This window comes from Salinimonas iocasae, assembly GCF_006228385.1.
In the GTDB taxonomy this organism is placed as follows: domain Bacteria; phylum Pseudomonadota; class Gammaproteobacteria; order Enterobacterales; family Alteromonadaceae; genus Alteromonas; species Alteromonas iocasae.
The window spans coordinates 886,262-897,969 of sequence record NZ_CP039852.1; the positions used below are offsets into that span (position 1 = coordinate 886,262).

Annotated in this window: 10 protein-coding genes; 4 read left to right on the top strand and 6 right to left on the bottom strand. The window is 48.3% G+C overall.

Annotation, left to right across the window (positions count from 1 at the left end; translation table 11 throughout):
- Nucleotides 1-60 precede the first annotated feature (60 nt).
- The 3 genes from FBQ74_RS03860 to FBQ74_RS03870 all read right to left on the bottom strand — a co-directional run bounded on the left by FBQ74_RS03860 (nucleotide 61) and on the right by FBQ74_RS03870 (nucleotide 2,248).
- Entirely contained in the window at nucleotides 61-756 is a 696-nt protein-coding gene (locus tag FBQ74_RS03860) for a choice-of-anchor H family protein (protein WP_139755408.1), read from the bottom strand.
- A 333-nt stretch (nucleotides 757-1,089) separates the two neighbouring features.
- Nucleotides 1,090-1,488 carry a ribonuclease E inhibitor RraB gene (rraB, locus tag FBQ74_RS03865; RefSeq protein ID WP_139755409.1) on the bottom strand — a complete coding sequence of 133 codons (399 nt, stop codon included), beginning with the start codon at nucleotides 1,486-1,488 and terminating at the stop codon, nucleotides 1,090-1,092.
- 34 nt (nucleotides 1,489-1,522) lie between these two features.
- Complete coding sequence (locus FBQ74_RS03870; RefSeq protein ID WP_139755410.1) at nucleotides 1,523-2,248, bottom strand: 1-acylglycerol-3-phosphate O-acyltransferase; 726 nt, start codon at nucleotides 2,246-2,248, stop codon at nucleotides 1,523-1,525.
- Between the two features lie 170 nt (nucleotides 2,249-2,418).
- Here FBQ74_RS03870 and FBQ74_RS03875 point away from each other — a divergent pair, with 170 nt between their 5' ends.
- A complete protein-coding gene (locus FBQ74_RS03875) occupies nucleotides 2,419-3,579 on the top strand; it encodes an HD domain-containing phosphohydrolase (RefSeq protein WP_139755411.1) in 1,161 nt (386 codons plus the stop codon).
- On the opposite strand, the gene FBQ74_RS03880 is transcribed toward FBQ74_RS03875, so the two are convergent.
- Complete coding sequence (locus tag FBQ74_RS03880) at nucleotides 3,576-4,484, bottom strand: LysR family transcriptional regulator (protein WP_139755412.1); 909 nt, start codon at nucleotides 4,482-4,484, stop codon at nucleotides 3,576-3,578. The two genes, FBQ74_RS03875 and FBQ74_RS03880, sit on opposite strands and share 4 nt — an antisense overlap.
- 99 nt (nucleotides 4,485-4,583) lie before the next feature.
- Between FBQ74_RS03880 and FBQ74_RS03885 the strand changes: the two genes are divergently transcribed.
- Genes FBQ74_RS03885 through FBQ74_RS03895 form a run of 3 tightly spaced genes read left to right on the top strand, consistent with a single transcriptional unit; the run spans nucleotide 4,584 to nucleotide 8,672 of the window.
- Nucleotides 4,584-6,257 carry an ABC transporter transmembrane domain-containing protein gene (locus tag FBQ74_RS03885; RefSeq protein WP_139755413.1) on the top strand — a complete coding sequence of 558 codons (1,674 nt, stop codon included), beginning with the start codon at nucleotides 4,584-4,586 and terminating at the stop codon, nucleotides 6,255-6,257.
- A complete protein-coding gene (locus FBQ74_RS03890; protein WP_139755414.1) occupies nucleotides 6,247-7,284 on the top strand; it encodes an efflux RND transporter periplasmic adaptor subunit in 1,038 nt (345 codons plus the stop codon). The genes FBQ74_RS03885 and FBQ74_RS03890 overlap by 11 nt, the downstream gene beginning before the upstream one ends.
- Nucleotides 7,281-8,672: a TolC family protein gene (locus tag FBQ74_RS03895; RefSeq protein WP_139755415.1), complete on the top strand. Its 1,392-nt coding sequence runs from the start codon at nucleotides 7,281-7,283 to the stop codon at nucleotides 8,670-8,672. Before FBQ74_RS03890 ends, FBQ74_RS03895 begins: the two co-directional genes overlap by 4 nt.
- Here the strand turns inward: FBQ74_RS03895 and FBQ74_RS03900 are convergent.
- Both FBQ74_RS03900 and FBQ74_RS03905 read right to left on the bottom strand, forming a co-directional pair.
- A complete protein-coding gene (locus FBQ74_RS03900; RefSeq protein ID WP_139755416.1) occupies nucleotides 8,664-10,151 on the bottom strand; it encodes a tryptophan halogenase family protein in 1,488 nt (495 codons plus the stop codon). The two genes, FBQ74_RS03895 and FBQ74_RS03900, sit on opposite strands and share 9 nt — an antisense overlap.
- The gene (locus FBQ74_RS03905) at nucleotides 10,148-11,641 is read right to left on the bottom strand and encodes a tryptophan halogenase family protein (protein WP_139755417.1); all 1,494 of its coding nucleotides are present in this window, start codon (nucleotides 11,639-11,641) and stop codon (nucleotides 10,148-10,150) included. The genes FBQ74_RS03900 and FBQ74_RS03905 overlap by 4 nt, the downstream gene beginning before the upstream one ends.
- Between the last annotated feature and the right edge of the window lie 67 nt (nucleotides 11,642-11,708).

Genomic DNA, 11,708 nt, shown 5'->3' on the forward strand with positions numbered 1-11,708 from the left:
TCCATACATTTATTCTGCACTATATTTGTTAAATTAACCAAATATATCCGCGTACTTATACTAAAGCCTAAGTTTGGTACATCTTCTGGCTATTGCAAATATGAACATCAGAATACCGGCCAGGCCGATACTTCCGCCGTGACGAGATGAGGAGTGATGCGAGTCATGGTATGGCTGGTCATTGGAACGACTTTCCAGGCTCACCAGCGATAAGTCGGCGTCGTTAAAGGCATCGTAAACCGCAACGCGATAATCATTGTGTGCATCAAACAGCTCTATACGAATATCATAGTCATAAGGCGCGTAGCCACTCACAAGCTCAATATCCAATGTCACATAATCATCGCTGTCTTCACCATAAACAGTAAAAACCGAGGTTACATAAACTGACTTATACTCAACGGCGTCGCCGAGATAGATAACCGCATATAATTCGTGGGCCTGATAAAAGGTGTCCGCATCAAACGAGAGCGAAAACGATGCAAAATACCCATCGTAATCTTCATCTGTTAACAATGTCAGCCAGCAGTCGTAAATCCAGAAATCCTGATTTGATACAGTATTATGCTGGTCTACCTTTTGAGGTGCGAAAGCGGATGTTGAACGGGCCGGTCCCGGTTTGTGCTTTTTTGCGTCGGCTGGCAAATGTTGTGATTGGCTGACCGTCACCATTACTGGCTCTTGATGAGATGACTCAGCCAGAGCAGCAGCGCTCACTCCCATCATTATTGCCAGCGAAAACAATAAATTTTTCATCGTCTCACTCTTCCTATGCAAAGTCAGGGGTACAGGATGAAACAATTAAAATGAACAAAAGCTGAAGCGAAGGTGAACCTCGCTAAAGAATATTAAGCACGTTTTGTAGCAAAAACGTATTGTGGTATTTTACAGAGTAAAGATATTCGGTATGGCGAGAAAGGTTGGCCCGTTCTGGTGGGAGTGATGGAGCTTCTCAGGCAGGAACCGCGATAACAGCGTATTTTTCGTCAGACCATTAATCGGGTTATGAATGCTCAACTTACGCCTTTATTACAAAGAGGGTAACGCTTTAAAAGAAACAGGCTGCGTCGGCAGCCTGTTTTATGAAGATTATTCGTCGAACCCATCATCAGACATCTCGTCTGATTCTTCACCCCGGGGCATAAAGTAGGTGCCCCAGCCGTCGTATACCACATCGTGTTTATCTGCGATATGGAGCAGGGCTTCTACATCTTTATCCAAAAATTCGCGACTGAGTTTCCTTTCGGCAATTGCATCAAAGCAAAAGGCGGTACTGCCATCGTCAAGGTAAACTTCTTCAGCATCAGAAACCTCGAAGCCTGCTTTAAACGCATCTACTGCTGCTTTTTCAAGCTGATCAAAATCCTGCCCGGCAAAGTGGTGCTCAATAGAATAATCGGCGTCGGCCTGGCTACCGTCTTCTAACAGGGCATCCATTGTTTCCTGATTAAAAGCGTGCCATTCAGCTAATTCATCAATTTGTTTCATAGTCCAAGGTCTCAGCTACATATTTGTGGCGAGTTTACCGCTTTTTTTCCAGCTCAGCGACTTCAGTATCCAGTTCCTGCTTTCTTTTTTGCATACAGGTGCGAAAGTAGTCGGACCATTCTTTTATACTTTTACTCTGATCTACAGGGACGGGACCGGAAATATCTATCAATACCGTGCCGTTATCCCAACGATTCCATTTTACCTTCTTATGGAGTTCGCTTGCCGTCACCATAACCACAGGCTCATTAACAGCCTGCGCCAGTCTGAACGCGCCTGATTTAAATGGCAGCAACCCGCGACCGTAACTACGGGTGCCCTCAGGGAACACCCAGACCGATGTGCGGCGTTCTCTGATCTTCTTACCGGCAAGCATCAGCGTATCTCGCGCTTTACCGGTATTTTTACGGTCAATCATAATATTGCCGGACAACCAGTAAATCTGACCAAAAATAGGGATCCATTTCAGGCTCTTCTTGCCTACAGTGACGACGCCAGGCATCGCTGCTTTGCAGATAGTGATAATATCAAAGCTGTTTTGATGGTTTGCGATATATACGTAGGGTGTATCAATGCGGTGTGACTCGTCGATACGCATTTTCAGCTTAAGACCGACTATCGGTGCCATCATCGCATATGCACTGCCTGCGAAATGGACATTATTGCGATTAAACGGTCTGAGTATGCAAACAGCGAAGACCACGATATTGATGAGAACGAAAGCAAGAAACAGCAGAAAAATTCTTAAAATTGCGAGCACTTAGGATCCTATAAAAGCATTTGCGGCGCAGTATAAATTATTCGCCGTCAGATAGATGTCCGATCAGTATGCTATCTTAAATTTAATCTAAAGAACTAAAGCACTTCGCGGTTCAAACCGATAGCCTATTACACGAATTCACGCTTTCTCATGCATGTGGTACTGATTTAATGCAAACTTTTGTTCCCGAAGACCTTGAAGACGATATCCTCACCGATTTGATGGAGGAAATAAATGAGTTGTACGAAGCCAGCGAGCAAACACTGATCGAGCTTGAGCTGCGTCCTCAGGACAATGAGTTGCAGCGTGCACTATTTCGCTCCATACATACCATTAAAGGTGATCTTGGTCTGGTAAATTTCACGCCGATGATTCCGTTACTGCAACATGTTGAAGATCTGCTGGATTTTCTCAGAAAAGGGCAGGTGCAGTACACCAGTACAATGAGTGACCTGGTACTGCTGACTATGGATCGCGTCAAGGTGTTCGTTCAGGAGGTGATGAATCAGGGTAAAAGTCAGTACGATGACGATTTACATCAGAAACTGGTTTTAGCTGTTTCACGTATTAAGCCGGATAATCAGGCTGATCACGAGCGCCTGTTACACGAGGCGGTTTTATTGCTAAACCCTGCTTTGGACGCGCTGTCAGGCAGCGACGGGCCGCAAGGCGCAGGTTTTTTGCCGGAAGGACAGGCATTGCCTGCAACACTCTCCAATACCGGTATTCCAAAAGCGATGAGCGCAGAGCGTCAGATGGATATGCTGTTTTTCCGGGAGTTGATGCAGACTATTGAGCATCGTTCAAACTACTGGGCGGGGAGGGGCGACCGTATCGCCAAGCTGGCGCTTTATATTAATCATCAGGCGGGCAGCCCTATTGATGATGATCAGTTGGCTGTCGCCTGTTATGTTCACGATTTTGGAATGGCGTTTATGCCATTACACCTGTTGAACAAAACCGAGCCGCTAAGTGATAATGAGTTTAATCTGATGCGCTCGCATGTGTATAAAAGCTCACGTTTGCTGGAGCATCTGGACCAGTGGGACCACGCCCGTAAAATTGTCATGCAGCATCACGAGCGTCCCGATGGTAGCGGCTATCCTTTAGGTCTTAAGGATGCCGATATCTGCGATGGCGCAAAGTTGCTGGCAATTCTGGATACTTATGACGCAATGACCCACTCCCGGGCCCACAATAAATCGTCCCGCGTACCGAAAAAGCAGGCGGTCATAGAAATGAACCGGCAGGCGAAGGGCCAATTCAGCGCCGAGTGGATGCGTCATTTTAATTCTGTTATGACTTCCCTTTTGACGAAGCAAAGCAACTAGAAATGCTCTTTAGCTAATAATGATGTCGCCTGCTCTATGACCTGTCGGGCGATAACATTGTCGCGTTGATTGTGTCGGGTTAGTGCAAAAAACTGCTCCTGCAATGTATCGGCCTGGCCAATCCACTTCACTTGATATTGCTGTTCGACATGCCGGGCAATACAGGATGGCGCACAAAACACACCGAAACCCTCTGCGCCGAAGAGTTTGAGCAGTGCACTGTCATCAAATTCCGCAATTTGCAGTGGAAATAACTGACGATCCTCAAGCCATGCGCTCAGGCCGTAAGCGATGCCAGAGCGCACGCCTGGCATTAGCATGGGTGTTTGATTCAAAGATTCCGGAAAAGTGGCTTTCAGCTTACTGGCAATACCGGGACTGGCGAAAAAGCTGACCGCACTAGTGCCCAGGGACTGACTGACGGCGCTGACCGCAGCACCGGGCGCCACGCCGCGGTCTGCCAGTACAATATCTATCCGGTTGACGGCCATTTCGCTAAGCAGGTCATCAAATAAACCTTCTTTAAACACGAAGCGTACTTTAGGGTTAGATAACATCGTCTGGTGCATGAAATCATAAGCAAGCACCTTGGGTATAGCATCGGTCAGGCCAACAGTATAGTGACTGATAGCGTGTTCAGTGCCTGCGCTGAGCATTTCAGTCAGCTGGTTTCCTTTTTTAAAAATTTCCTGAGCATGTTGATAAACCTGTTTCCCCAGCGTATTCAGCTGTAACCGCTTGCCAGAGCGATCAAATAACTGCTGATTGCACTGTGATTCAAAGGTGGTAAGGAGCCCGCTGACTGTCTGCGGGGTAACATGCATCGCCTTGGCTGCACTGGCAATACTGCCCAGTTTTGCGGTCATGTAAAAATAATAGAGGTGGCGATAATTAAGCTGATTCATTGCTAAGGTTTTTTCGATGTTATATCTCGATATTATCAGTTTTACGCTGATGATAAAGACCGTTACACTCTGGGTTCATTTTTTATCTGCGAAGAAGTGATGGCTAAACACATAGCGCTTAAATCTGTTCGTAAAAAACTGTTTTCTCTACTTAAACCTGATCGGCAATTCTTCACGGCAGCTATCGTCTATGGGATTGCAATTGGCTTGCTCACCCTGGCTGTTCCGTTAGCGGTACAGACGCTGATCAACAGCGTAGTCAATACAGCATCGGTGCAGGCGGTGGTTACTTTGGGAGTGGTACTTTTCGTTATCCTGCTCATCTCTGGCATCTTCAGTGCGCTGCGGATGCGTGTGATGGAATTTTATGAGCGGAAAGTATACTCACGGCTCACTTCACAACTGAGTCTGAAAACGATTTTTGCCCCTCACCGTTTTTTTGAAGGGCGGCGAAATGTTGCTATCACGCAGCGATACTTCGACATCATGACGCTGCAGAAAAATATTCCCTCGCTGATGATTGACGGCTTTGCGCTGGTGCTGCAAATGCTGGTGGGATTTACACTGGTCAGTTTTTATCATCCGGCGTTCTTTGCATTTAACATTTTTATCCTGTTGATTATGCTGGCGATCTGGAAGTTGTGGGGCAAGGGCGCGAAACGTTCTGCTGTGCAGTTATCGCAGGCGAAATATGACTCTGCAAAATGGCTTAATGATATTGCTTCTGCACACGAGTTCTTTAAATCAAGCCGGCATCTGGATTATGCCGCGAACAATACACAAAAGCATATTGAAAGCTACCTTAGCGCACATCGTCAGCATTTTAGGTTCACGTTTACCCAGGCGGTGATGTTTTTGCTGCTTTATGCGGCTGCTAGTGCCTTATTACTTGGTATCGGAGGATATCTGGTGGTGAAAGGGCAGTTATCACTGGGACAGCTAGTGGCGGCAGAACTGATCATGTCGGCTGTTTTCATCGGTATATCCCGTTTTTCAATTTATCTTAAGCTTTATTATGAGCTTTACGGGGCAGCAGAAAAACTCTGTGGTGCACTGGAAATGCCGCAGGAGGATACAGACCAGACACAACAGGCTGTACCGGCATCATCCGCTTTGCGCTTCGACCAGATAGGTCTTGAGCATAATCATACCGCCTATTCGTTATCCTGGTCGATTCCACCGGGACAAAAATGTTACGTAATGACCACCCACGGATGGATGCAAAAGCAATTGCTCAGCTTTGTGAAGCGTCATGAGCGGCCGTCACGCGGCGTTATCTTCCTGGGTGAAAAGGCAATGCAGGATTATGATATCTTCGAGCTGCGCCAGAGCATTACCACCTTAGACAGAGCGCTGATGGTCGAATGTACGGTTAAAGAGTTTTTTCGCATGGCGGCACCGGATGCTGGCAGTGGGGATATCTATTCGGCGCTACGTCAGACCGGACTTTACGACACTATAGAGGGACTGCCGCAAGGGTTAGACACAACGCTATCGGTGATGGGTAGCCCGCTACAGCCTATTGAGCTACTACTGTTAAAGCTGGCAGCAACACTGGTATCACAACCAAGAATTGTGCTGATTAACCAACATTTTGATGCGATTCCTGCAGCAACAAAAACCCGGCTACTGGAGGTTATTGAGGGTCTGGACGCTACTGTTCTGTATTTCACTAATGCGCCTGATTCACGGTATTTCGACAGGACAGTTACCCTTGAAGAGATTGCCGACAGGGTGCCAGCGACAAGAGATGGTCATCACAATGCATCATAATGAATCTCGCTATCTTGAGAAAATTTCCGCGTTAAAGAATGATTACCTGCCCAGCGCGTACCGCATCCTGGGCGGTGTGGTGGTTGCGCTGGTTTTAGTCACGGCTGCCATTTTGTGGTTTACCCCCTGGATTCAGACAGCATATGGCACCGGTTATGTGGATTCCCTTGATCCGTCAGAGCGAACACAGGCCATTTCGGCCCTGGTCTCAGGGCAAATCAAGCAGTGGCACGTTAAAGAAGGTATGCCGGTAGAAAAAGGACAGCCTATTGTAACGCTTATCGACGTTGATGAAGAACTGGTTACCAAGCTGCAGGGGCAACTGGACGCCGCACAGGCTGTACATGCAGCAAATCAAAGTGCTGTAGCAAATGCCCGGAACAACCTGACGCGACAGCAGGCGTTACTTGAACAGGGCGTGGCGTCAACCAAAACAGTGGAGGCAGCTCAGATAAAACTGCAGGAACTCATTGCAAAAGCGGCCAAATCACAATCTGATATCAACAAAGCCAGCGTGGCGTTGTCTCGTCAACGGACGCAGACCAAAGTGGCACCGGCGGATGGCGTTATCGTAAAGCTTAAATCCGGTGGCCCGTCTACATATGTAAAGGCCGGAGAGGTATTGGGCGAGTTCATACCCCAGGTAGTACGCCGCACGGTACGGGTAACTGTCAGCGGTATGGATGCGCCACTTATCGAAAAAGGCCGCAAAGCACGCCTTCAGTTCGAGGGATGGCCGGTATTTCAGTTCAGTGGATGGCCCGATGCTGCAATTGGTACGTTTGGCGGGGAAGTTATCTACGTTGAGCCGGTAGCAGACAATACCGGTAACTTTACTGTATGGATTGCGCCAGATGAAAATGGTACACCCTGGCCGCAGGAGCAGGTAGTTCGGTATGGCAGTCGCGTAAAAGCCTGGATATTATTGGAAGAGGTTCGTCTGGGTTACGAGCTGTGGCGACAGCTCAATAATTTTCCGCCAAAACCTGTCGTCGCTAAAGACAGTACTCAGGGAACAAGCAAGTGAGAAATTTGCTGATTCTTTTTACATTGTCGTTTATCTGCGGCGCTACTCAGGCGTCATCAATTACGCTGACGCAATTGCTGGAGCAGGTGATGGTATCACATCCTTATCTGCAGGTACTGGAGCAGCAAGGGCGCCAGCAGCGCTTTGCGCTGGACAATGCTGATGCCGCATTTGATCCGTATATCGGTCAAAGCGCGGATAGTCGGCTGTCCGGCTATTATTCCGGTGATGTCGCCACCAGTGAGTTTGCTCAACCACTGCGCGATATGAATGGTGAAATCTATACCCGATACCGGATCGCCGACGGTGATTTTCCGGTTTACGATGGCCAGTATGATACGTTGTCTGCAGGCGAAGCGTCTATTGGTGTAAAGCTGTCGCTGCTCAAAGGGCGCGAGACCGATGAGCGACGCACTGCTGTGCGCAATGCACGACTGGATATAGAACGCTGGGAAACAGATTACCTGTTGGGCGTAAACAAACTGCTGTTTTCAGCAAGTATGACGTTTTTGAACTGGTACGAAAGCCATTTGAAAATTGAGCGTCTGACAGAACTGCGCAGGACGCTGGAGAAGCAGGAAGCCGCATTGGCAAAAAAAGTGGAGCAGGGGGATGAGGCCCGGGTTACCCTAGAGGCCTTTGAAGCTAATCTGCTTGAAATTGATCTGCTGCGAGCGGCAGAAGAGCAAAAGTTGCAGTCTTCGGCAACCAAGCTTTATTACTATGTTCCCGCAAAGTGGGTCTCGCGTCTGGAACCTGAACTGGCAACTGAGGGATGGCCGTTTCAGGTTAATCCTACGCTTCTTTCTGATTTGAAAAATAAATTGTCCGGGCATCCGCTTACCGATGACCTTTCACTGGCCCTTGAACAGCAACGAAACAAGCAGCGGCTGGCGGCCAATAATTTATTGCCAAAACTGGATGTTAAAGCAGAACTTGCAAGAGATATGGGGACGGGGCCCAAGTCACTGACCCAGACAGATACAAAAATTGGGCTGAGCTTTTCGTATCCGCTAGGCAACCGGCAGGCTAAAGCAAAGGCAGCCAGCGCTCAGGCAAAATATAAAGAGCTGGAGTTTAAGCTACAGGATACAGAAAGAAAGCTGAATCAGCAGTTTGAAACAGCCGTCGCGCAGTGGCAGCAGAGCACCAGGCTCAGTGACCTGAATGCAAAGGCTGCTACGCTGGCCGACCGGCTTCAGGCTGTAGAGAAAACCCGTTTTGACGCAGGGGATACCGATATTTTTGTGCTTAATGCCCGGCAAATAGCCTTTATTAAAGCACAGCTTAAACTGATTGCCGCACGCATTGATGAACGTCGCGCCCAGCTATCACTTTACTATGCCGTGGGTGGACTACCCGCCACCCTTACACGGCAATCACGGTAACCTCTGTGACTGAGGACTAAAGTTCAGTAAACAGCCATTAAAAAAGCTGGCCAATTGATGTTCCTTAAATAGATCACCGGTGCCGGGTTGTTCAGGGGCCAGCCCGGGAAATGCGCCGTAGCCTGCCAACAGGCAATGCCACGACGTAGCACCAAAATGCGTTGCGTGAGATTTTTCACTTAAAAAGCGGGCAAGATCTTCGCGCCGATACCAGGTATCCAGAATCTGTAACAGGTTTTCCGATAGGTGCATATTGTTACGGTTATCCCGCCAATACGCACTGTCGTTACGTGTATTGAGCTTATAATGGGCAACAATATAGTCACGCACATTATTGAAGTGCCCGGTGATTTTCTGATTGCACGAGACCTGATGTTGCGCGGTGAAATTGCCTTTAACATACGCCTCACAGAAAAAGCGTATAGACAGCTGCACCAGGTGCAATGCCGTGGCTTCCAGCGGCTCGATGAAGCCTTGTGATAAGCCCAGAGCCAGACAATTGCGATACCAGTGTTTGTCGGCCTGGCCGACCTTCATGGACAAAAAGCGCGCAGGTGCATCGTCCTCAAGCATTCCCAAATGTGTGCGCAGTTCAGTTTCAGCCTGATCATCACTGATATACTGACTACTATACACATAACCATTACCGGTTCGGTGCTGTAACGGAATTGCCCAGGTCCAGCCGGCACTAAGCGCTGTTGCCTGTGTTTCTACCGGCGCGCTCGGATCGGCTGGCGTTGGCAGTACGACGGCCCGGTCGTTGAAAAGGTTGTCGCTGAATGAAGAGAAGGGCACCTTGAGCGCTTTTTGCAATAACAGGCTGTTAAAACCGGTGCAGTCTACGAATAACTCTGCATGAATCTCGTTGTCGTTTGAATCGATTAGCGCGCGAATATCGCCGTTTGGATGTAACGCCACATCCTGAACGTCGCAGACGGTATGTCGCACGCCCTGAGACAATGCGTGCTCTTTTAAAAACTCGCCCAGTAAACCGGCATCAAAATGATACCCATACTCAATACGAAACGGGAAATTGTCTGGTGTTAACGGACTTCGTTTTTGTTCAGCCAGGTAACTGTTAAACAAAAATGCGTCGGGGCTGGTGGTCACATCCAGCCCGAGCCTGCGGGTTTGTGAATTAACGTAAAATGCACGCTCGCTGAAGGTATCAAGCTGGGAGATAAACGGATGACGATAGCTTGAATTACCCGATGCAGGGCTCCAGCCATGAAACTGAATGGCTACCTTATACGTCGCCTGACAGCGGGGCATCCACTGTGCATCTTCTATACCTAAATCCCGGAAAAACTGCTTCAGTGAGGGCGTGGAGCCTTCACCAACGCCTACTGTGGGGACATTGTCTGACTCAGCAAGCGTAATGGTTACCGGATGATGTTTGAAGTGGTGTGCAAACAGGTTGGCTGCCATCCAGCCAGCTGTTCCGCCTCCCACTATGACGATACGATGGGGCTGGCTCATTGTATCTGAGTAAACCGGGCTAAAAAGTCGTCATGAGAAAGCATCTGGGCAAGAGGTTGTTGTTTGGCTTCATATATTTTACTCATGATATCCAAAATCGCCTGGTCGCTGTGAACATCTGCTGAAGGGTGATAGTCGTTGGGCATAATACCTTGCCCCATCATTACCTGAACCCACGAGGCATCGCGAAAGATATCGTTTTGCTCATTAAATATTGTGGCGGTATCTCGAAAGGCGTTTATTTTCTGTTCAAGGCGAACCGGGAGTGACAACCGCTGCATATCCTGCCAGAAGTCTGAATCATCCCGTTCATTGAGATAGTAATGCAGGATTATAAAATCACGAATTGTCTCAAACTCGTCTTTTGACTCCGTATTATACAGTGCCTCCATCGATGGATTCACGGCCCCGTTCGGAAACATCTTCAGCAGTCTGACAATGCCGGACTGAATCAAATGAATGCTGGTAGATTCCAGCGGCTCGAGGAATCCGCTGGAAAGTCCAATACCCACCACATTCTTATGCCATTGTTTTTGGGCGCGTCCCGTCTTGAAGCGAATTTTTCGAGGCTCGTCCAGGGCATCTGTATCAAGATTGCCCATCAGCATGTTCGTTGCTTTCTCATCATCCATATAAGCTGAGCTGTAGACCAGACCGTTTCCGTTACGGTGAGTCAGCGGAATACGCCATTGCCAGCCGACTTCACGGGCAATGCTGCGAGTATAAGGCGCCGTTTGCGTATGTGGTTTGGATGGGACGGCCAGCGCAGAATCTGCAGCCAGCCAGTGCGACCAGTCCTCATACTCAACACCTAATGCTTTTTGCAGCAACAACGCGCGCATACCGGTGCAGTCGATAAAGAAGTCGCCGTCAATCTGGCGCCCATCTGTCAGTTGCAGTGCCTTTACAAAACCGGATTCATTATCTAAAGCCACGTGTTCGATAGTGCCTTCGGTACGCTTAACACCGGCTTGCTCTGCCAGGCGACGCAGGAACTGACCATACAGGGTGGAGTCGAAATGGTAAGCGTAGCCCATTGAGTAAACGGGGTTTTCGGTTTGTATCTTATTGAACTTGCCGGCTTTGCAGCTAAGGTAATTTAAATCAAAATCCCACAACGAAGCCTCAAGCCCTGCTTTTTTTGCCCGCAGCCAGTAATGCTGAAAACCACAGAAACCGAGCGTAGCGCCAGGTGCGCCAAACGTATGAAAATAGCTTTCACCCTGTTTTCGCCAGTTTTCGAATGCTATTGCCAGTTTGATCGTGCCGTTGGTTTCTCTTAAAAATGCTTTTTCATCCAATCCAAGAAACTGGTTGAAGGTTTGTATGGGAGGAATAGTGGCTTCACCGACACCAATAGTACCAATATCTTTTGACTCGATGAGTTCGATATCGACCTGTGCCTGAAGGACTTTTTTCAGCAAAGCCGCCGCCATCCATCCTGCTGTACCGCCACCGGCGATAACGAGTTTGCGAACGGATTGTTGCATGGGCTAATCCTTATAGTTCAAACAATTTACTAAAAGGCTGACTCTAGTGAAAAAAAACATAAAAGCA

Excerpts from the sequence above, each read along its gene's own strand:
- rraB (WP_139755409.1), bottom strand. The coding sequence starts at position 1,488 with ATGAAACAAATTGATGAATTAGCTGAATGGCACGCTTTTAATCAGGAA.
- FBQ74_RS03880 (WP_139755412.1), bottom strand. The coding sequence starts at position 4,484 with ATGAATCAGCTTAATTATCGCCACCTCTATTATTTTTACATGACCGCA.
- FBQ74_RS03860 (WP_139755408.1), bottom strand. The coding sequence starts at position 756 with ATGAAAAATTTATTGTTTTCGCTGGCAATAATGATGGGAGTGAGCGCT.
- FBQ74_RS03875 (WP_139755411.1), top strand. The coding sequence starts at position 2,419 with ATGCAAACTTTTGTTCCCGAAGACCTTGAAGACGATATCCTCACCGAT.
- FBQ74_RS03885 (WP_139755413.1), top strand. The coding sequence starts at position 4,584 with ATGGCTAAACACATAGCGCTTAAATCTGTTCGTAAAAAACTGTTTTCT.
- FBQ74_RS03905 (WP_139755417.1), bottom strand. The coding sequence starts at position 11,641 with ATGCAACAATCCGTTCGCAAACTCGTTATCGCCGGTGGCGGTACAGCA.
- FBQ74_RS03900 (WP_139755416.1), bottom strand. The coding sequence starts at position 10,151 with ATGAGCCAGCCCCATCGTATCGTCATAGTGGGAGGCGGAACAGCTGGC.
- FBQ74_RS03890 (WP_139755414.1), top strand. The coding sequence starts at position 6,247 with ATGCATCATAATGAATCTCGCTATCTTGAGAAAATTTCCGCGTTAAAG.